Below are 19,399 nucleotides of genomic sequence, written 5' to 3'. Positions count from 1 at the left end.
TCGAGCTAGCTCGATCGACCCTAAAACTCTACACCTGAACGGCAACCATCTTTTTCACAGCTTCGACAATTTGCTCTGGCTGAACGATGGTAAGTCTTTCTAGACTGCCGTTGTAGGGTGTGGGAATGTCTTGAGAAGATAGACGCAAGACAGGCGCATCTAATTCATCAAAGAGGCGATCGTTAATTAATGCCGTCAATTCTGCGGCTATACCCCCAGTTTTCATGCACTCTTCCACGATAATGACGCGATGCGTCTTGCGGACGGAAGTAGCAATGGTTTCTATATCTAGGGGTTTTAGAGAAATGAGATCGATAACTTCTGGATCGAACCCCTCTTTCTCTAGTGGCTTGACTGCTTGCATGACGTGGTGTCGCATTCGCGAGTAGGTCAAAATTGTCACGTTTTCGCCACGTCGCACGATTTCTGCTTTGTCTAACGGGACTAAGTATTCGTGTTCTGGTAGGTTTTCCTTGAGGTTGTAAAGTAGTACATGTTCAAAGAACAGAACGGGATTGTCGTTGCGAATTGCTGATTTAAGCAATCCTTTAGCGTTATAGGGAGTAGAACAAGCGACTATCTTCAATCCAGGCACTGCTTGGAAGTATGCTTCTAACCGCTGCGAGTGTTCTGCACCCAACTGTCTGCCTACTCCGCCAGGTCCGCGAATCACCATCGGAATTTTAAAGTTGCCACCAGAGGTATAGCGCAGCATTCCTGCGTTATTAGAAATTTGGTTAAAAGCCAGCAGCAAAAACCCCATATTCATTCCTTCGACAATCGGTCGCAAGCCGGTCATCGCTGCTCCTACTGCCATACCCATGAAGCTATTTTCGGCAATGGGGGTGTCTAATACCCGCAGCTCGCCATATTTCTTATACAAATCTTTTGTAACTTTATACGAGCCGCCGTAGTGACCGACATCCTCACCCAAAACGAATACAGTAGAATCCCGCGCCATTTCCTCGTCGATGGCTTCTTTCAGGGCATTAAAGAATAACGTTTCTGCCATTAACCTTACAACTTTAGTTGACTAATCTAGCATCTTAGCGCTATTTGTCATTGGTCATTCGTCATTCGTCACTTGCTCTTACAAATGACAAATGACCGATGACGAATGACACTCTTTGCAATTCTTATTTTTCTGTCGAGTTTTCCCCAGGTATTCCCCACTGTTTCCACAGGTAGCCTGGGTTTTTCCACAGCAGGCTTGAGTTTTTCCACAAGAGATGACTTCAGAAATCTGGGTTTACTGCTCTAGTTGTGAATTTCTCACCTTGCTTTCAGTCTGCTGAGAATCTGAGAAAATTTGTAAAGAAGTATGACAAAAATATAGTTAAAACCCTGATTTTATCGTACTGATTTTTTTGTGTTGAGAACCGTTGTAATATTTCGCAGCATTGACGGGACAGTGAAACTTGTCGCACAATGATGCGACTTCCCTTTATAAAACCTGCCGAGAAAACGATCGGGCGATCGCGCTCCATCGAAGTGATGATTATGCTTTAGCAACGAGGATTTTTCAGTGCCACAGGTGCAATTATGGTTGCTGCACGAACTGCCGAAGGCATTGCATCTTTAACTTGATTTTTAACTTGCGTTTTTTATGTCGTGGAAGTCAGCTTATCCCATTCATGTAACTGTTTGAAGAGAGGTTCTCCATGTCCGCCACCGTTAGCATTTTGACTGAAATTCCCGAGTCATTACACGAATCAATGCAAAATTACTTAGAAACCCATCCTGATTGGGATCAAGACCGAGTGTTTGCCGCAGCATTATCCTTGTTTTTGCTACAAAATAGTAATGGCGATCGCCGCGCTGCTAGAGTCTATCTAGAAACCCTATTTCATCACTCTTAATTTGAGAATGAGTGTGAGTGACTAGTGGCTAGTGACTCGTGACTAGATATGAAAACTCTAGCCACTAGCCACTAGCCACTGATAACTGACAAAATAAAAGGGTCTTCAACCGCATGAAGACCCTATAGTTTTTCCCTCAGCAGCAAGAGTGTAGCCTTCTAGCTCTGATTTTGTAATTGAGAGTGGCGTGCTATTGACTTTTCCCAGCCTTACTAGGAGCCTCAAATTTATATCCGACACCACGTACTGTTTGAATCAGGATCGGCTGAGCCGCATCAATTTCAATTTTTTTGCGAATCTGACCGATATGCACGTCTACCACCCGCTGATCTCCTACATATTCATAGTCCCAAACCTCTTGAATTAACTCGGCACGCCGCCAAACTCGACCTGGATGGCTGGCAAGAAAGCGTAACAAATCAAATTCCAACGCAGTTAAGGGAATCAATTCATTGTTAATTGTCACCTCTCGCCGTTCTGGATCGATTGTCAGTTTATCGAACACCAGACGTTGTTTTTCCGCAGTCGTAACTACTCGTTGGCGTTTCAAAATTGCTCCAACTCGGACTTCTAACTCTCCTAAACTAAATGGTTTGGTTAAATAGTCATCCGCACCTTGAGAAAAGCCTCTGATTTTGTCTGCCTCATCAGCTCGACTTGTCAGCATGAGTACAAAAACTTTAGTGCGGTTTTGCATCTCTTGGCAGAGATTGTAACCAAGCGTATCTGGTAAATTTACATCTAGGATGACTAGATCGGGGTTAAATTGCTCGAATAGAGCCAAGGCAGTCTTACCGTCTTCGGCAGCCTCTACCTGATAGTTATGCTTGGTTAAAAAGCGTTGAATTAAATTACGAATTGATGGATCGTCATCAACAACTAGAATTTTGGCAACAGCCATAGGCATTACTTTGAGCAGAGAAGGAATAAAAAAGCTTATTCAGCAACCTGGCTGGTAGCCCTAGAACAAGCAGATCGAAACTACCACAATTATTAATCGATAATTCAGGAATGCCAACTCTGAGATCGACCCTGGTGTTCTAATATACTAGTAGAATTTTCCCAGGGATTTTATCGCCAGTAGGGGCGCGCAAATCACTTAACCCACAATAACTTGAGAAGTTCTCAATCGAACAGACTCGCGGTAGCAAAACGGCAAAAATTGCCAACTACGTATTGTTTGCTTTTGCATCTGTTTCACTGACGGCAGATTTTGCGACTAAAATTTTCTTTTCGACTGTCGATCGCTCAATTCTGCTTGAACTCAGTCGTGCTATTTACGACAGCATGGCTCGGTGTTACAACTTATGTTACGTTTTCGTACAATTACCGAGGTAAAGCAGAAAAGCTTAGCAGTTCTGGTCAAAAACAGTAAAGCAAGTGTCCGATCTCAGTAAATCTGAGGTAAGAGCCAGGGTCGGCGATCGCATTGCCTAGAAGACATGACAGTAAAAAACGAATAAGTGATATTCTGGTTAAGTACGACGATAACCGATAACCGCAATAGTCTATTAGAATAGATCCAAATAGGCTAGGCTGACAGCATACGCCTTGTTGTACATTTTTCTATATTCGCCCCCGACTCCGCTAAGGCGATAAATTCACATGATCGAGCAAAGTCCCTACGACAAACTTGGGTTATCAGAAGACGCGACATTCGACGAGATCCAAGAAGCTCGCACTCGCCTCGTACAGCAGTGCAGCAACGACCAGCAGCTGTTGGAGACAGTGGAAGCAGCTTATGATGCCATCTTAATGGAGCGTTTGCGACTGCGCCAAGAAGGAAAGATTAAGGTTCCAGAAGGTATCCGCTTCGCTGAGACGTCCATCCAATCTCCCCCTAAAGAAGTCTCATCGCCTGCACCCCAAGCCCCAGCGTGGCTGCAAGGTATACAAGACAAGCCTAGCTTGACTGAGATTCTCATGCCTGGAGTGCTGTACTTAGGGTTGAGCTGTATTGGAGTGTTTTATAGCGCTGTCGGCACTCAAATCTTGCAATTTTTGTTAATCGTTGGTGTTTGTTCGAGCCTCTATTTTCTCTATCGGAAAGAACAAAAATTTGGTCGAGCAGTACTGCTAACAGCCACAGGTTTGATTGTTGGTTTAATTGGTGGTGGGCTGATCGGTAGTTTGTTGCAAACCCAGATTGCTAGCATTGTAACAGTAGAACAATTTTCTACTGCCCTAACTTTTGTGTTGTTGTGGGTGATTTCTAGCTTTCTACGCTGAGAAAAGATCGAGATACTAGCTAGCTTGGGCAAATGCAGCGTTGAGAACGCACTCGACTGCTGCATTTAAATCTTTCACAATTAAATCAGGTTGGTACTGTTGTAGCCGAACGCGATCGCGAATTCCGCATTCTACTGCGATCGCTTTGATCCCGTGCTTTTTCGCCGCAATAATATCCGCTTCCGTATCACCAACCATCCAAACATCGCTAGCAGGGGGCAATTCTACTAAAGCCCTTGCCATCAACAAAGGTTTATCATCAATGTCGCGAGTTTTCAGATAATCATTGCTCAAGCAATAGCAGCGATTTTCAGGAAAAAATCTACCTAGATCGTGCTGTCCGAAAGCATAGTCTAACTCGCGTACGCGACGCATTGTCATCACTGCTAAATCGATACCAGCTTGCTGCATTTGCTCTAAAGCTGCTACTGCGCCCGGAGCTAGTTTGTCATATCGAAAGTAAGGATGAGCGTGTACCGTTTGTCGCCGCAAATTAGTAAATGTTTTGGCTTGGGTTTCATCTAGTCCAGAGAGGATAGCAATCTGTTTCTCAGGAACCTTAGAGCGCTTTAACTGCCAAAATTCCGCTTTACTTAACTGCGTTACAGCTTGTTCTGGATGGCGAGTTTTCTCTAAACATAATTGATATACACGGTAGTATCGCTCCGAAACATCAATAATGGGTCCGTCAAAATCAGTAATTAATCTAATCATTTTATAGTTAAGATACTAACTCTCACTAACACCTTAGCTCAGATGGCATAAGGTGAAATTTTGAATATTTGATGAGTGAGTTTAGAAATGCTAATTAGTCATTGGTCATTAGTCATTTATAAGTTATCTCCCTTGTCCTCCTTGTCTCCCTTGTCCCCCCGACTCCCGACTCCCGACTCCCGCACCTGAAGGCTACCGCGCTTCATCTGTTCTCGTTCGATCGCTTCAAACAAAGCGCGAAAATTCCCTTCGCCAAAACCCGTGGCTTGGGAGCGGCGTTCGATAATTTCAAAAAAGAAAGTTGGTTGGGTAAAGATGGGTTGAGTAAAAGTTTGTAGTAGCAAAGCATCGGGCTGGGAATCTTGCCAGTCAACTAAAATTTGCTGTTGGGCGATCGCTTGTAACTCGTCAACTGAGATTGGAAATGATATTGGTAATCCCAAACGCTGCTGTAGCTGAGTGTAGTAAGTAGGAGGAACTGAAAGAAAAGATACGCCTTTATTGCGAAATTGCGCGATCGCTTCGATGATGTTGCTAGTTTTGAGGGCGATGTGTTGAATTCCCGCACCTTGATTGCAATCTAAAAATTCCTGAATCTGTGAATTAGGCGATGCAGGTTGATTGATTGGAAACTGAACGCAGCTATTACTAGAAACCATCACCTGACTATGCAAAGCAGAGCGATCGGTTTGAATAGTAAAAGCCTGCTGAGAGCGAAAACCCAAAATCTCTTTATACCATGCCACAGCCGTCTCCAAATCCCCCGCAGCAACGTTTAATACGATGTGATCGATGCCTGTGATTGAGGGTAGTGTGTGTTGCGTGGCGTTTGTAATGGGTAATGGGTAATGGGTAGTTGGTAGTTGGTGGTTGGTTATTTTTTCTCCCTCAGTTTCCTCAGCTCTTTTCTGTTTCCTTGTCTTCTCCTGTCTCCTGTCTCCTGTCTCCTGTCTCCTTTCGATCAAGGTATGAGCCAGAGAACCCCAGGCAGAGATTTTACTCCACTTGTAGCCTTGCTGTAATTGTGGGGGGTGTAAGACTTTTGCGCCGTGAGCGATCGCTCTTTGGACGATCGCTTCGAGATCTTCTACAACAAAGGCGACATCCGCCACACCAGGAGGATGATGGCGCAAAAACTGCCAGATTGGACTGAAATGCGATCGCGGTGACGATAGAGCGAAGCAGACGAAACCACTCTTCACCACTTCTGTATCGGTGTAGCGATCGCGGCTGTGACTAGCTACAGTTTGAAAGCCTAATTTGCTGACAAACCAGTCACGCCAAGCTTTTGCATCTTCTACATAGAAGTGAATCCGATCGATTTTCATATTTTTGGAAAATTCAGCATCACAGCCTATCTCTTTGTAAATTTTGCCTGTTTTGCTGAATTTACTATTCGCTCTTAAGCAAGAATTGCATAATTAGGGAGTAGGGAGTAGGGAGTAGTGAAGAGTGGTAATTGGTAGTTTGGTAGTTGGTAGTTGGTAGTTGCTCCCCTGCACCTGAAGCCCCTCTGCTCCCTGCTCGTGCGCTCCCTGCTCCCTAAAAAAACAAGTGACTGTCTGGCTGAATATTAATTTCCATCGGGACTGCTTGTGGTTCTGCTTGGAGGGCATAAAAGATTGCATTGGCAGCAGTTTCGGTACTGAGCATTTTTTTGCGATCGACTTTTAGCTGTACGTTGTCCCAGAAGGGAGAGTCTACGCCACCAAAATAGAATAGCGTGAACTTCACACCAAAACGCTTCAACTCTTCCGCCATGCATTTGCTGAAACCAACTACACCAAACTTGGAAGCGCTGTATGCTGCTGCCATTGCCATTGAATGCTTGCCCAAAATTCCAACTACATTACAAATATGCCCGGATTTCTGCCGTTGCATGAATTCAGATGCGGCTTGGCAGGTGTAGAAACTACCCTTCAAGTTTAGGTCTAACATCGCCTCTAGATCGGCTGGTTCTAGAGCATTGTAAGGCTTTAATATTCCTGCACCAGCTGCATTTACTAAAGCATCAATTTTTCCAAACTGAGCCGTAGTTTGCTCCATTAGGGCATTTACCGAGGTGCGATCGGTGATATCTGTGGGAACAGTCAATACTGACTTAACTGACAACTGTGTTGCCAAGTCTTGCAGCGCGCTGCTATTTCTAGCTGCCAACACCAGACGCGCTCCAGTTGGAGCCAGTTTGCGAGTTAAAGCTGAACCAATACCCCCAGTTGCACCGACAACTACAACCACCTTGTCTTGCATCTTTCTTTACATTTGTTTACATCTTTCTACATGGTAGATGAATTGCATGGTAACGAGGCAATGGGTGTTTGGTAAGTCGTAAGTCAAATCACTACGCACCACGCACCAGTTTACTAGTCACTGAATTAGCGCAATCGCTTAAAATTACGTTAAATTTGATTAAGATAGTAATCAAACTTCTATCAGTATCTTCATACACTAGAAGATTTACTGATTGAAAGAAAAGTTAACAATATCTGTTTAAGGACTATCATTTACGGGATAAAAGCGCCCGCCTGTAGTCAAACTGATTTGTTGTATCTACACCTAGAGGCAACTAACTGATGAAATTTTCTTGGAGAGTCCTAGTACTGTGGACACTGCCTGCACTCGTGATCGGCTTCTTCTTCTGGCAGGGGGCATTTGCTGGCGCTCCTGCTGATATGAGTAAGAACGCCGCCAGTACTCGGATGACTTACGGTCGTTTTCTGGAATATCTAGATGCTGGTCGCGTCACTAGTGTAGACCTATATGAAGGCGGACGGACGGCAATTGTAGAGGCAGTCGATCCAGAACTGGACAATCGAGTTCAAAGGCTGCGGGTAGACCTGCCATACAGCGCTCCCGAAGTGATTGCTAAACTCAGAGCGGGAAATGTAAGCTTTGATTCTCACCCGATGCGAAATGACGGGGCAATTTGGGGTTTACTGGGTAATCTCATTTTCCCCGTGCTGTTGATTGGCGGTTTATTCTTCTTATTCCGTCGCTCTAGCAATATTCCAGGTGGACCAGGGCAAGCACTTAACTTTGGTAAGTCCCGTGCTAGATTCCAGATGGAAGCCAAGACGGGTATAAAATTTGATGACGTAGCGGGAATTGACGAAGCCAAAGAGGAATTACAAGAAGTCGTTACTTTCCTCAAACAGCCAGAACGCTTCACTGCTGTTGGCGCACGCATTCCCAAAGGCGTACTGTTAGTAGGACCCCCAGGAACAGGGAAAACTCTACTAGCAAAAGCGATCGCTGGGGAAGCAGGAGTCCCATTTTTCAGTATCTCCGGTAGCGAATTCGTCGAAATGTTCGTCGGTGTTGGTGCATCGCGGGTACGAGATTTATTCAAGAAAGCCAAAGACAACGCCCCGTGTTTGATCTTCATCGATGAAATTGACGCAGTAGGTAGACAAAGAGGCGCGGGAATTGGTGGCGGAAACGACGAGAGAGAGCAAACTCTCAACCAATTACTCACAGAAATGGACGGTTTTGAAGGCAATACGGGAATTATCATCATTGCCGCGACTAACCGTCCTGACGTACTCGATGCGGCATTATTACGTCCCGGTCGATTCGATCGCCAAGTTACAGTAGATGCACCAGACATCAAAGGGCGTTTGGAAATTCTCAAAGTCCACGCCAGAAACAAGAAGCTTGCTGAGACTGTATCGCTAGAAGCAATTTCTCGCCGCACTCCTGGCTTTACAGGAGCAGATTTAGCTAACTTGCTGAACGAAGCGGCGATTTTGACGGCAAGACGACGTAAAGACGCTATCACCTTGTTAGAAATTGACGACGCTGTAGACCGTGTTGTCGCAGGGATGGAAGGCACACCGTTGGTAGATAGCAAGAGTAAGCGGTTGATTGCCTATCATGAAATCGGACATGCTTTAATCGGTACTCTAATTAAAGACCACGATCCGGTACAGAAGGTGACTCTAGTACCACGCGGACAAGCTCAAGGTTTGACTTGGTTTACTCCTAGCGAAGAACAAGGATTGATCTCGCGATCGCAGCTCAAAGCAAGAATTAGCGGTGCTTTGGGTGGTAGAGCTGCTGAAGATATTATCTTTGGCACGGCAGAAGTGACTACTGGTGCAGGTAATGACTTGCAACAAGTAACGGGAATGGCGCGACAGATGGTGACAAGATTTGGGATGTCGGATTTGGGTCCCCTGTCGTTAGATAGCCAAAGTTCAGAGGTATTTTTGGGACGTGACTTGATGACTCGTTCCGATTACTCAGACGCGATCGCTTCTCGCATCGATGCTCAGGTTCGCGCTATTGTCGATCAATGCTATGAGTTGGCAAAGAAACTCGTCCGTGACAATCGCACTGTGATGGATCGTTTAGTCGATTTGTTGATCGAAAAAGAAACCATCGACGGCGAAGAGTTTCGTCAGATTGTGGCTGAATACACCGACGTACCAGAAAAGCAGCAGTACGTGCCAACGCTGTAAGTTTGTCACATCAATTCTGTTGGTTTTTGCCACAGGTTAGATCCCCCCAACCCCCCGATAAATTGGGGGGCTTTTGTTTTGACTTTTAACTTTTGACTTTTGACTTGTTTTATCAGGGGGCTTTTGTTTTGGCGTAGGGAATTATGAAGCTGCGATCGGTAAACGTACTCGAAAACAGGTGTCTCCAGGCTTTGACGTAAAATTGATGTCACCGTGGTGCTTGCCCACAATAATTCGATACGTTACATCCAAACCTAAGCCCGTACCCTGTCCTACGCCTTTGGTGGTGAAAAATGGCTCAAAAATGCGGGACTGAATGTTAGGGGGAATGCCCGATCCGTTGTCAGCAATTTCAACTACGATGTGGTCGTGTTCTTGCCAAGTCCGCAGCCAAATCTTACCCTGTCCCTGCATGGCATCGATCGCATTATCAATGAGGTTCGTCCACACTTGATTCAATGCCCCACCGTAACCGACAATTCGCGGCAAGTTGCGATCGTAGTTGCGGATTACAGTCACGCCACCTTTGAGTTTGTGACTCAAAATTGTCACAGTGCTTTCTAGCCCTTGATGTACGTCTACGTCTTGTAGAGGGGCGCGATCCATGTAAGAGTAATCTTTAATTGCCTGGACTAACTGAGAAATGCGATCGGCACAGCGATCGATTTCTTCAATTGCCCCAACACCTGTAAGGGATGCAGTTAACCAAGAAATCGCCCCAGATAGGGCATCGGTAGGTATTTTCTGGGCGATGCTTTCTAGCCAAGTTGAATCTAACCCAGTTCCAACTAAAATGGGGGCGAGTTGCCAACTATTTTCTACATGATGGGTTGTCAGCCACTCAGCTATTTCATCCTCGCGATCGCTTTGTGTCAGTGGATCGAGGGCAGATATATTTTGCGCCCGTTGCACTGCCTCGCACTGCATATCAATCAAAAAGCCGAGTTGTTCGTTTGTCATCTGCTGCTTCAGCTTTAAAGTGAAGCAGGGTATATCTTGCCAAAGTTCGTGCAGGTGTTTGGCACTGCGTCTGACAGCGGCGGCGGGATTATTCATTTCATGAGCGAGTCCAGCTGCTAATGTTCCTAAAGCAGCTAATTTTTCTCGTTGCTGTGCTATGGTTTGCACCGTTTGCATTCGCTGCGCCATCGTGCTGAGAATGGAGGCAGTAACGCAGGAACAAGTAGATAGTAAGCGCCAAAATGCGTCTTTCGGTAATTCAAAAATGCGCGATCGCTTAATAGAAATTCCACTCGCCCAATAGGTATCTTGTCCCATTAATACGGGTAATTCGCCAAACAGGGTTTGCGTGTCGTAGGTAGCTAGAACGAGTTGCTGATTTCCGACTTGCTGAGTAATCCGAATTTCTCCTTCTAGGAGGATAAACACGTAATCGGCGGGATCTCCTTCTTGACGGTGGACTTCTCCTGCTTCCCGCCATACCTCTTGTCCGCGATCGCATAACCACTGCAATTCTGTTTCTGGTAATTTAACAAATAGCGGTACTTGGCGGAGTGCGTCTTTGATATTGAGTTGCTGACGTGGAGGATTTTGAGTGTTAGTCATAATTATCCTTCGTGGCATGTCAAAAGTGGTAGGGGCGGGTTTCTACTTTTATTTTGTTTCACTAACATCATCGTGGCAGCAGTAAAAGTTTTGCCAACTGATGCCAATTCGTAAATAGAATTTTCTGTTGCTGGAACTGATAATTCTACATTTGCTAATCCGTAACCTTTTATTAGCAAGGGAATACCATCTTTTACTACTGCAATAGAAAGCCCAGGAATAGAACGAGCAATCCTTAAATTTTCAATATATTCGTCGATCTCAATCATTTTTTAAGTTAATTTAGCTAAAAATTGCATGACTGCTTGGTTAAATATTTCTGGGAACTCCATCCAATAATTATGTCCGCCTTTCTCCGATACGACTAACTCTGCATTAGGAATATTTGCAGCTAGTTCCTCAGATAATCTCAATGGAATAAAAATTTCATCTTTACCAATCAATACTAAAGTAGGAACAGAGATTTGATTAATTTTGTCTCGCGTATCGTGTTGTAAAAGAGCAGCGACTTGTCCAGCAAAACCGTGAATTGGTTGGGGATATGGATGAGCTAACCCTAGATGCACTGCTGCTGTAACTCGCGCCTCATCTGCCAAAAATTCATCTGTAAAAACCCATAAACAAATCTCTTGAAGACGTATTTCTGCCGAAACTTGTTCTGTTGACATCTTTAACCACAGTTTAGTCAAATATCTAGCCCTAGCCGGAAATCGAGCGGCTGTCGTTACTAATATTAAGCTTTTGACAATTTCTGGGTATTTTAAAGCAATTTGCTGAGCGATTTTCCCACCCATTGAGAAACCTAAAATATGACAATTTTTAATATTTAAAAATTTCAATAATTCTACCGTATCGTTAGCCATCATTTCAGTAGAGTAAGGTATATTAGGAGAATCAGATTGCCCTACGCCACGATTATCAAGAACAATAACTCGATACTTTTGAGAAAATGCAGAAATCTGATCTGCCCAAGCACTACTATCCAAGCTCAAACCTTGAATTAGGACTAAAGGCTCTCCAGCTCCATGTACCTCATAGTACATATTAATATTGCTCAACTTAGCTGAAGGCATTCTTCTCTCCTTTTTCTACTTTGAATCTTATTCAGATAGTAAAATACCTTCCATTCTTTGCGCCTTTGCGTCTTTGCGCGATCTTTAATTCAATTTTATTGGCAACCTCACCTGAAACTTAGTTTCCCCTGCCTTTGTCTCAAACCTAATATCACCCTTATGCTGTCCGACAATAATCCTACGAACAATATCCAACCCCAAACCCGTGCCTTTTCCAACTTCTTTAGTAGTAAAAAACTGCTCAAAAATCCGCGCCTGAATTTCTGGCGCAATCCCCATACCATTATCAACAATTTCTACCAAAACGCGATCGCCTTCTTGACTAGTCCTAATCCAAATCTGTCCTTTACCACCTGTAGCATCGATCGCATTATCAATTAAATTCGTCCAAACTTGATTTAACTGACTGCCATAAGCACTAATCTTAGGTAAATTTCCATATTCTTTATGTACGCTAACACCTTGTTTCAATTTGTATTTGAGAATCGTTAACGTAGTATTAATTCCCTCATGAATGTCTACCTCTTGCATGGGGGCGCGATCCATAAAGGAATATTCTTTCATCGCTTTAACTAATTCACCAATCCGCCCCGAACTCTGTAATAATTCATGTAATAATCCGCTTCCCGTGACTGTTGCTTCTAGCCAACGTAATACACTACTCAAACATTCAGGTGTAATATGAGCTGTAATTTCATCTAATTTTTCTGTTGTAATTCCAGCATTAACTAAAGTAGGGGCAAGTTTCCAACTTTCTTTAATGTTGCGATCGTCCAACCAATCAGTCACCTCATCTTCAGCTTCACTTTGAGCAATTGGATCGCGACGAGAACAAGTTTTTGCAGTTGCGATCGCCTGCTTGTATAACTCGCCCAAAAAATTGATTTGTTCCTTATTTAAAGGTTGTTGATGTAGTTGTAATGCTAAAGTAGGTAATTGCTGTAAAATCTCATCTAAATTTTGAACATTTCTTTTTACCGCCGCCGCCGGATTATTTAATTCATGTGCTAATCCAGCCGATAAAGTGCCAAGAGAAATTAATTTTGCTTGTTGATGAGTGACAGATTCGTGAAGTTGCGATCGCTGCGTGGCAATTTTTAAAATACTGCGCCATACTTGCGGGCAGATTTCTAACATCTGCCAAAAAGCTTCTGGATTGAGTTTATAAAGTGTAACCGGAGTCAAGGCGCGTCCGCTAGTAGGATAGGGTTCGTCTAGCAGTAAAATTAATTCTGCAAATACTTCCCCAGAACCTAAATTAACGGCATGTGCTGCTTGTCCTTCTACAGTTCGCGTCCATTCTGTAACTCCTTCTAAAATGATATAAAATCCATCTGGCGGATCTCCTTGTTTGGCAATTTGCGTACCTGCATCGAGTTGAATTTCCGTACCGAGTTGAGTTAAACACTGCAATTGCGTGTCATCTAAATGAGCAAAAATTGTTACTTGTTGTAGGGATAATTTAGCGTGCGTGCATTGTTCGCTCATTACCAAAGCCTCTGAATTGGATAGGAATCAAAAGCAGAATCGATACTCAATATTGATAATTGTGCTACCATAGCTTGTGAAATAAATAGGCGATCGAACGGATCTCGATGGTGAAGAGGTAAGGATGAGACTACGGTAAGGTGGTTGATATTAATATTTAATACATCAATGCTATTAATACTGAGTTGCTGCTGAACAAAGACTTGAAATGGCTGACTAAACCTTAGCTTACCTATACTTTGTTTAATCGCCATCTCCCAGATACTAGCTATACTAAGTAACTTCTCATTATTCTCATCCTCAATCAACTCTTTAACTGCAATACTCAGTTGAGAACTGTTGGTAACAAACCAGATAAATGTATGAGTATCCAGCAATAACCTCATTACATATAGTCCTTAAAGTCTTCCAGAGGCTCGTCAAAATCCTCTGCTATTGTGACTAAACCTATAGCAGTTCCAGCTTTAGCAGGATAGCGTTTTTTTTCTGTTGGTAGTGGGACAAGTTTAACTACTGGCTGTTCGTCTTTTGTGATAATGACTTCTTCACCGCGCATTGCAGCTTCAATTAATTCTGATAAGTGCTGAGATGCCTCAATAAGATTAACTCGTTGCATAGCTAAAACCTCGCTGTTTCTACTTCTATCCTGGCGCAAAAATTGGTAATTGGTAGTTGGTAATCGGTAGTTGTAGCTTTCCCATTACCTATTACCCATTACCCATTACCACCTACAACACATTACTCAAATAACGATGGATGAATTGGACGCATATCGATCCCTCACCAACGCTAGAAGCTACCCTCTTGATGGAACCGTGACGTACATCGCCCACGGCAAAAATCCCAGGTACGTTAGTTTCTAGTAAAAAGGGTTCTCGATCTAACGTCCATCCTTTCGGGCGGTGTCCGTTCTGGCTGAGATCTGTTCCAGTCAAAACAAAACCGCGATCGTCGCGTGCGACAATTCCATCTAACCATTCCGTGCGCGGAACAGCCCCGATGAAGATAAATAGGGAATTAGCCGGAACGACTTCGGTTTCACCTGTTTGGGTATTTTGAATGGCGATCGCCTCTAAATTTGTCTCCCCTTTTACCTCCACCACCTGAGAATGCACCTTAACTGTAATATTTGGTGTCTCGGCAATTTGGTCGATCAGGTATTGCGACATACTACTAGCCAGAGACTCGCCCCGTACTAACATCGTGACGTGGTGGGCATACCGCGAAAAATACATCGCCCCTTGTCCGGCGGAGTTTGCACCTCCAATGATATAGACTTCTTCCCCTTGACAAGCTAGGGCTTCGGTTTGCGCTGCACCATAGTACACGCCCGCCCCAGTCAGCCGATCCATTCCTGGGACGTTCAGCCGCCGCCAAGAAACACCTAGCGCCAAAATTAAAGCATGACAGCTGATTTCGCTGCCATCGGCGAGAGTTATAATCCGATAGGGTTCTTCTATCCGAATTCCCTGCACTTCTTGGGGATTGAGGATCTCTACACCAAAACGCCTAGCCTGCGTGACTGCCCGTCTAGCTAAATCGCCGCCACTCAAACCCACAGGAAATCCCAAATAATTCTCAATGCGCGAACTCGTTCCCGCTTGTCCGCCAGGGGCTTCTCGTTCGATCAATACCGTATGCAACCCTTCTGAAGCACCATAAACCGCCGCCGCTAAACCTCCTGGTCCTCCTCCTACAATCGCCAAATCGTAAAATGGTTTTCCAGCTTGAGTTTGCAATCCAATTTTAGCTGCAACCTCCAAAGGCGAAGGTTTAAGTAAACTGGAACCATCGGAAAATAGCACCAGCGGCAAATTTAATTTATCGCAGTCGGCGTATTTAACTAAATCCCGCGCTTCCTCTGATAACTCAATATCTAACCACTGATAAGGTAACTGGTTGCGGGCGAGAAAATCTTTAATTTCGTGAGAATGGGGCGACCAGCGATTACCAATAACGCGAATCCCATCAAAAGGCGGACGGAATTGCGACAACCAATCATCGAGGAGATCGTCCAATACTGGATATAACCTTTCCTCTGGCGGGTCCCAAGGCTTCATTAAGTAATAATCGATCCGAGTCGTATTGATAGCGCGGATTGCTGCATCCGTGTCTGCATACGCCGTGAGTAATGCCTTTTTCGTCTCTGGAAACATCTGTAAAGCCTGTTCCAGAAACTCTACCCCAGACATTTGCGGCATTCTTTGGTCTACTAAAAACAATGCTACAGGCTCATTCCGCAGTTTAAGCTGTTGCAGCGCCTCTAAAGCAACTGCCCCAGATTCCGCCCGTAAAACGCGGAAGCGATCGCCATATTCACGTCGCAAGTCCCGCGCCACCGCTTGCAAAACTTCTGGATCGTCGTCAACTGTTAAAATGACAGGCTTGGTTGTCATGATTGGTAATTGGTAGTTGGTGAGTGGCTGGTAGCTAGTGGAACCAGTGGAACCAGAATCTTTCTAGTCACCAGCCACTAGCCACTATTAACTGATAACTGTCAACAGCCATTGCTTAGCTGCTTGCACGTCTTCTCCACTCAAGGCGTGTCCGCCAGAATGCCAAGTGAGGGTTACATCAGCACCAGCAGTTTGCAATATTTTGACTAATCGTTCTGTTTCTTCTGGACTGACAATGGAATCGTTGCGTCCGGCTGCAATAAAAATGGAGATACCAGCAAGACTAGGTAGTTGTGACGGTTCGAGGGGAACCATCGGACGGAATAATACTGCTGCACTCAAGATATAGGGACGGAGTAACAACATACTGACAGCGATATTTGCTCCATTGGAATAGCCTACAGCAACAACTCGATCTGGTTCAAATCCGTAGCTGTCAGCAGCAGTGGCAACAAAGTTAGCAAGTTCGTGGGTGCGGAATTTTAAGTCTTCGGGATCGAATACTCCTTCAGCTAAGCGTCGGAAAAATCGCGGCATTCCATTTTCTAAAACTTGACCGCGTGGGCTGAGTATGGCTGCATCTGGGATTAATTCTTCCCCCAGCCAAAGTAAATCGGTTTCATCACCTCCAGTACCGTGTAGTAGTAGCAGGGTATGCGGTATATTTGGCTCGGCAGCGGGGATAAAACGGTGAGTAAATCCGAGTTGGGTTTGGGGACGATGGTTGCTACGAATGGGAGAAGTACCAGTTTGCGGTAAATATAGTGATGGTAAGATTGCCTCAATTCGCTGCCGTTTCTTTTCCAGCCAAGGGGGTAGCATCAGGTGAGTTCCCAGTTCTGCTAGTGCTTCATCAACGGTAAAACCTGGGGCATCGGTAGCTAATTCAAAAATAATTCCCCCTGGTTCTTGAAAGTAAATTGAGTGGAAATATTGACGATCCAAGATTGGGGTAACGTTAAATCCTAAATTGGCGATCGCGCTTCTCCAAGCTTCCTGTTCCTCGTCGTTACGAGTCCGCCACGCTACATGATGGACTGTTCCCACGGCGACTGCACCTTTCCAAAAATCTGGCGCACACCTGACATCGACAATTTTTCCCGATCCTCCCGCACCAATTTGGTAGCGAAATATATTCCCTTCTTGTTGTTGAAAATTCCACCCCATCGTTTCTGTCAGCAACTTTGCCGTCAGTTCGTAGCCATCCTCACATAGCATGACTGTATGAATTCCACGGATGGCGTGTTCTGCGGGAATACCGTTAGTAGACCAAGGTGATGAAGCTTGAGGATTGGCTGTAGCTACTAGTTCTAATATCAATCCATCTGGGTCTTTAAAACTCAAGACAGATTCACCAAACCTTTCTTCGGGACTTTCGTAGCGGATGCCATATTTAATACAGCGTTCGATCCAATAACCCAACGATGCTTGGGGAATAGCAAAGGATACAATTGTCGCTTGTCCCGTTCCTTGACGACCCTTGGGCGCATCAGACCAGACGAAAAACGTCATAATCGTACCAGGTTGCCCTAATTCGTCGCCGTAATAGAAATGGTATGTTTCAGGATCGTCGAAATTGACAGTAACTTTGACTAGACGCAGCCCCAAAAAACCAGCGTAGAAGTTGAGATTTTTCTGTGGATCTGAGGCGATCGCAGTCACATGGTGAATTCCCAGGATTTCTTGGCTCATGTCGTTTCTCTGCTTGCTGTGAGGACACTATGACCAGCCCGTACACTCTGTTTCTAAGTTTTCTATATAGTTTTCAAACTCTTAAGAGTACCTATTTAGTTATTTTCGCCACTAAAATCGAACAGCGCAGACTCATGCAAATTACTTAATTTATACCTTGTTTTTCGTCTAAATTGTCTGCCTAATATATCTTGCAAGGCATACCATAAAATTATCAAAAAGTAAAGTCTTGAATGTATAGGAATTTGAATATGGTAAATTTCAATCGAATCGATGTTGCAGTCAGTGAAAATATGGGAGCAGTGCGTGTACCAGTTAAGCTTACGAATGCCACCGATGAAGATTTAATTAGTCGAGGATTACTGAATCCCGATAGATTGCGCGTGTATGAGACTGAAGCATTAGTAGACACTGGTGCGGTTCGCACTGTTGTACCTATGGCGATCGTACAGCAGTTAGGATTAAGAATTCGCGCTCAGCAACTTGCGAGGTATGCTGATGGTAGAGAGGAAATGGTAGGAATAACTAGCCCTGTAATAATTGAAATTATGGGACGGGAGACAACCGAAGCGGTGTTAGTAACTGGTGATGAAGTCTTAATCGGTCAGACTGTATTAGAAACATTAGATTTACTAGTAGACTGTAAAAATCAGCGCTTAATTCCCAATCCTGCTCATCCCGACCAACCTGTTTTTCGGATTTAGATATTTTTGTCAGTTATCAGCTAATTCCAACTTACGACTTACGACTTACGACTTACAACTTCCCATTACCCATTACTACGCCAATGAACCAATATATCGTTATCTTTGACGGCAATTGCAATCTCTGTACTACTCTCGTTCAATTATTAGAAAAACTAGACCAAGGACAAAAATTTCGCTATATATCCATGCAAGACGAAACTGCTTTGCAACAGTTAGGAATTACATCTCAAGATTGCGAACTCGGGATGATTTTAATTGATGCTAATACTCTCAATCGTCGTTGGCAAGGTACAGCCGCCGCTGAAGAAATTGGCAGACTATTACCGATGGGTGAAATATTTGTCAATGCTTACCGTTCTCTACCTGGCTTAAAATGGATGGGCGATCGCACTTACGAACAAATCCGCGACAACCGCTACACTCTATTTGGCAAACGCGACACGACATATAAAACTGTATATGCCGCCGATTGTGGCTGCGCTTCTGTGGGAGTCGGGAGTCGGGGGAAGAGAGAGTCGCGGGGCTGAGGAGGCTGGGGAAGCTGGGGGAGAGAAGTCACGCACCACGCACAACTGATAACTATTCGCTGCTCCCTGCTCCCTGCTCCCTGCTCCCTTGACTGTTAAACACTTCCATAATCTTACGGCAAATCTGCTTTAACTTGTCGCTAGATTCTGGTTTAGGTCTAGTTTCGCCTTCACAACGCCATTCCTCAACAGTAGAAAATTGCCACTGTTTGCCACGATGATCGAATCCAGCAGCCTCCACGCCGATGCAACGCCGGACATCGCTGATGGGATCTTGATAAAACCGAATCTGAATTAGGATACTGCGACTCTGAAACGATTTACTCCAACCAGGAAAATGAAAGCCAATATCGATCGAGTCAGGATCGACTAACTCTAGTGTTTCTGGATCGTTCGTCCAAGGTTTGAGATCGGCTCTAATTTCAGGAAACTCTGCTTTGAGTAAATTCACCACCGTAGCAATCTTACTTGTAAACTCCAGATTAATCGCTTGCTCGGCTGCATTCACGCGAAACACTCCTGTAGATTGAAATAAATATAGATGAGAGAAGTGAGGGCAGCAAGATTTCTAGAAAGCTCGCTGCTATTATCCCTCTTCTGTCACTTTCCGAGGTCAACAAGTACTAGATAAACCCTTTCATCCAGAAGAATAAAAGGGTTTGAATTGATTCATTGTACTAATTAGGCG

19 protein-coding genes are annotated in these 19,399 nt (G+C 44.4%); 5 read left to right on the top strand and 14 right to left on the bottom strand.

What is annotated here, in order from left to right; translation table 11 throughout:
• Nucleotides 1-28: 28 nt before the first annotated feature.
• Nucleotides 29-1,012 (bottom strand): alpha-ketoacid dehydrogenase subunit beta, encoded by a 984-nt coding sequence (locus H6G17_RS21320; RefSeq protein WP_192160611.1) that lies wholly within the window; start codon nucleotides 1,010-1,012, stop codon nucleotides 29-31.
• Between the two features lie 649 nt (nucleotides 1,013-1,661).
• Between H6G17_RS21320 and H6G17_RS21315 the strand changes: the two genes are divergently transcribed.
• The gene (locus H6G17_RS21315; protein ID WP_015153536.1) at nucleotides 1,662-1,859 is read left to right on the top strand and encodes a DUF2811 domain-containing protein; all 198 of its coding nucleotides are present in this window, start codon (nucleotides 1,662-1,664) and stop codon (nucleotides 1,857-1,859) included.
• Nucleotides 1,860-2,049: 190 nt separating this feature from the next.
• On the opposite strand, the gene H6G17_RS21310 is transcribed toward H6G17_RS21315, so the two are convergent.
• Nucleotides 2,050-2,760 carry a response regulator transcription factor gene (locus H6G17_RS21310; protein ID WP_041462394.1) on the bottom strand — a complete coding sequence of 237 codons (711 nt, stop codon included), beginning with the start codon at nucleotides 2,758-2,760 and terminating at the stop codon, nucleotides 2,050-2,052.
• Nucleotides 2,761-3,464: 704 nt separating this feature from the next.
• Here H6G17_RS21310 and H6G17_RS21305 point away from each other — a divergent pair.
• Nucleotides 3,465-4,088: a CPP1-like family protein gene (locus tag H6G17_RS21305; RefSeq protein WP_192160609.1), complete on the top strand. Its 624-nt coding sequence runs from the start codon at nucleotides 3,465-3,467 to the stop codon at nucleotides 4,086-4,088.
• 15 nt (nucleotides 4,089-4,103) lie between these two features.
• Here H6G17_RS21305 and H6G17_RS21300 read toward each other — a convergent pair whose 3' ends face one another.
• The 3 genes from H6G17_RS21300 to H6G17_RS21290 form a co-directional block, all read right to left on the bottom strand.
• Nucleotides 4,104-4,802 carry an HAD family hydrolase gene (locus H6G17_RS21300; RefSeq protein ID WP_192160607.1) on the bottom strand — a complete coding sequence of 233 codons (699 nt, stop codon included), beginning with the start codon at nucleotides 4,800-4,802 and terminating at the stop codon, nucleotides 4,104-4,106.
• 116 nt (nucleotides 4,803-4,918) lie between these two features.
• The gene (locus tag H6G17_RS21295) at nucleotides 4,919-6,130 is read right to left on the bottom strand and encodes a VOC family protein (RefSeq protein WP_192160605.1); all 1,212 of its coding nucleotides are present in this window, start codon (nucleotides 6,128-6,130) and stop codon (nucleotides 4,919-4,921) included.
• A gap of 214 nt (nucleotides 6,131-6,344) precedes the next feature.
• Nucleotides 6,345-7,052, bottom strand: coding sequence for an SDR family NAD(P)-dependent oxidoreductase (locus H6G17_RS21290; protein ID WP_192160603.1), 708 nt, complete (start codon nucleotides 7,050-7,052; stop codon nucleotides 6,345-6,347).
• Between the two features lie 323 nt (nucleotides 7,053-7,375).
• Between H6G17_RS21290 and ftsH2 the strand changes: the two genes are divergently transcribed.
• Nucleotides 7,376-9,262 (top strand): ATP-dependent zinc metalloprotease FtsH2, encoded by a 1,887-nt coding sequence (gene ftsH2 / locus H6G17_RS21285; RefSeq protein WP_192160601.1) that lies wholly within the window; start codon nucleotides 7,376-7,378, stop codon nucleotides 9,260-9,262.
• A gap of 141 nt (nucleotides 9,263-9,403) precedes the next feature.
• Here the strand turns inward: ftsH2 and H6G17_RS21280 are convergent, their stop codons facing one another.
• From H6G17_RS21280 to H6G17_RS21245, 8 genes are all read right to left on the bottom strand, one after another.
• Nucleotides 9,404-10,828, bottom strand: a complete 1,425-nt coding sequence (locus H6G17_RS21280; RefSeq protein WP_192160599.1) for an ATP-binding protein — start codon at nucleotides 10,826-10,828, stop codon at nucleotides 9,404-9,406.
• A 2-nt stretch (nucleotides 10,829-10,830) separates the two neighbouring features.
• Nucleotides 10,831-11,097, bottom strand: a complete 267-nt coding sequence (locus H6G17_RS21275) for a serine hydrolase domain-containing protein (protein ID WP_192160597.1) — start codon at nucleotides 11,095-11,097, stop codon at nucleotides 10,831-10,833.
• A 3-nt stretch (nucleotides 11,098-11,100) separates the two neighbouring features.
• Nucleotides 11,101-11,901, bottom strand: coding sequence for an alpha/beta hydrolase (locus H6G17_RS21270; RefSeq protein WP_192160594.1), 801 nt, complete (start codon nucleotides 11,899-11,901; stop codon nucleotides 11,101-11,103).
• A gap of 84 nt (nucleotides 11,902-11,985) precedes the next feature.
• Nucleotides 11,986-13,389 carry an ATP-binding protein gene (locus H6G17_RS21265; protein WP_192160592.1) on the bottom strand — a complete coding sequence of 468 codons (1,404 nt, stop codon included), beginning with the start codon at nucleotides 13,387-13,389 and terminating at the stop codon, nucleotides 11,986-11,988.
• On the bottom strand, nucleotides 13,389-13,775 hold the full coding sequence (locus H6G17_RS21260; protein ID WP_192160590.1) for a type II toxin-antitoxin system VapC family toxin: 387 nt from the start codon (nucleotides 13,773-13,775) through the stop codon (nucleotides 13,389-13,391). The genes H6G17_RS21265 and H6G17_RS21260 overlap by 1 nt, the downstream gene beginning before the upstream one ends.
• Nucleotides 13,775-14,005: a type II toxin-antitoxin system prevent-host-death family antitoxin gene (locus H6G17_RS21255; protein WP_192160589.1), complete on the bottom strand. Its 231-nt coding sequence runs from the start codon at nucleotides 14,003-14,005 to the stop codon at nucleotides 13,775-13,777. Before H6G17_RS21255 ends, H6G17_RS21260 begins: the two co-directional genes overlap by 1 nt.
• A gap of 112 nt (nucleotides 14,006-14,117) precedes the next feature.
• Nucleotides 14,118-15,785 carry an FAD-dependent oxidoreductase gene (locus tag H6G17_RS21250; protein ID WP_192160587.1) on the bottom strand — a complete coding sequence of 556 codons (1,668 nt, stop codon included), beginning with the start codon at nucleotides 15,783-15,785 and terminating at the stop codon, nucleotides 14,118-14,120.
• A gap of 87 nt (nucleotides 15,786-15,872) precedes the next feature.
• Nucleotides 15,873-17,477, bottom strand: a complete 1,605-nt coding sequence (locus tag H6G17_RS21245; protein WP_192160585.1) for a VOC family protein — start codon at nucleotides 17,475-17,477, stop codon at nucleotides 15,873-15,875.
• A gap of 251 nt (nucleotides 17,478-17,728) precedes the next feature.
• Here H6G17_RS21245 and H6G17_RS21240 point away from each other — a divergent pair, with 251 nt between their 5' ends.
• Both H6G17_RS21240 and H6G17_RS21235 read left to right on the top strand, forming a co-directional pair.
• The gene (locus H6G17_RS21240) at nucleotides 17,729-18,181 is read left to right on the top strand and encodes a clan AA aspartic protease (RefSeq protein WP_192160582.1); all 453 of its coding nucleotides are present in this window, start codon (nucleotides 17,729-17,731) and stop codon (nucleotides 18,179-18,181) included.
• Between the two features lie 83 nt (nucleotides 18,182-18,264).
• Nucleotides 18,265-18,711 (top strand): DCC1-like thiol-disulfide oxidoreductase family protein, encoded by a 447-nt coding sequence (locus H6G17_RS21235; protein WP_192160581.1) that lies wholly within the window; start codon nucleotides 18,265-18,267, stop codon nucleotides 18,709-18,711.
• 52 nt (nucleotides 18,712-18,763) lie between these two features.
• On the opposite strand, the gene H6G17_RS21230 is transcribed toward H6G17_RS21235, so the two are convergent.
• Nucleotides 18,764-19,219: a hypothetical protein gene (locus H6G17_RS21230; protein ID WP_192160579.1), complete on the bottom strand. Its 456-nt coding sequence runs from the start codon at nucleotides 19,217-19,219 to the stop codon at nucleotides 18,764-18,766.
• Nucleotides 19,220-19,399: the final 180 nt, after the last annotated feature.

Source organism: Chroococcidiopsis sp. [FACHB-1243] (assembly GCF_014696895.1).
GTDB lineage: Bacteria > Cyanobacteriota > Cyanobacteriia > Cyanobacteriales > Chroococcidiopsidaceae > Chroococcidiopsis.
Note: the sequence above shows the minus strand (reverse complement) of the source record. Positions and strands in the feature narration are given on the sequence as shown.

Coding starts and splice junctions, on each gene's coding strand:
- H6G17_RS21320 (WP_192160611.1), bottom strand. CDS start 1,012: ATGGCAGAAACGTTATTCTTTAATGCCCTGAAAGAAGCCATCGACGAG.
- H6G17_RS21315 (WP_015153536.1), top strand. CDS start 1,662: ATGTCCGCCACCGTTAGCATTTTGACTGAAATTCCCGAGTCATTACAC.
- H6G17_RS21310 (WP_041462394.1), bottom strand. CDS start 2,760: ATGGCTGTTGCCAAAATTCTAGTTGTTGATGACGATCCATCAATTCGT.
- H6G17_RS21305 (WP_192160609.1), top strand. CDS start 3,465: ATGATCGAGCAAAGTCCCTACGACAAACTTGGGTTATCAGAAGACGCG.
- H6G17_RS21300 (WP_192160607.1), bottom strand. CDS start 4,802: ATGATTAGATTAATTACTGATTTTGACGGACCCATTATTGATGTTTCG.
- H6G17_RS21295 (WP_192160605.1), bottom strand. CDS start 6,130: ATGAAAATCGATCGGATTCACTTCTATGTAGAAGATGCAAAAGCTTGG.
- H6G17_RS21290 (WP_192160603.1), bottom strand. CDS start 7,052: ATGCAAGACAAGGTGGTTGTAGTTGTCGGTGCAACTGGGGGTATTGGT.
- ftsH2 (WP_192160601.1), top strand. CDS start 7,376: ATGAAATTTTCTTGGAGAGTCCTAGTACTGTGGACACTGCCTGCACTC.
- H6G17_RS21280 (WP_192160599.1), bottom strand. CDS start 10,828: ATGACTAACACTCAAAATCCTCCACGTCAGCAACTCAATATCAAAGAC.
- H6G17_RS21275 (WP_192160597.1), bottom strand. CDS start 11,097: ATGATTGAGATCGACGAATATATTGAAAATTTAAGGATTGCTCGTTCT.
- H6G17_RS21270 (WP_192160594.1), bottom strand. CDS start 11,901: ATGCCTTCAGCTAAGTTGAGCAATATTAATATGTACTATGAGGTACAT.
- H6G17_RS21265 (WP_192160592.1), bottom strand. CDS start 13,389: ATGAGCGAACAATGCACGCACGCTAAATTATCCCTACAACAAGTAACA.
- H6G17_RS21260 (WP_192160590.1), bottom strand. CDS start 13,775: ATGAGGTTATTGCTGGATACTCATACATTTATCTGGTTTGTTACCAAC.
- H6G17_RS21255 (WP_192160589.1), bottom strand. CDS start 14,005: ATGCAACGAGTTAATCTTATTGAGGCATCTCAGCACTTATCAGAATTA.
- H6G17_RS21250 (WP_192160587.1), bottom strand. CDS start 15,785: ATGACAACCAAGCCTGTCATTTTAACAGTTGACGACGATCCAGAAGTT.
- H6G17_RS21245 (WP_192160585.1), bottom strand. CDS start 17,477: ATGAGCCAAGAAATCCTGGGAATTCACCATGTGACTGCGATCGCCTCA.
- H6G17_RS21240 (WP_192160582.1), top strand. CDS start 17,729: ATGGTAAATTTCAATCGAATCGATGTTGCAGTCAGTGAAAATATGGGA.
- H6G17_RS21235 (WP_192160581.1), top strand. CDS start 18,265: ATGAACCAATATATCGTTATCTTTGACGGCAATTGCAATCTCTGTACT.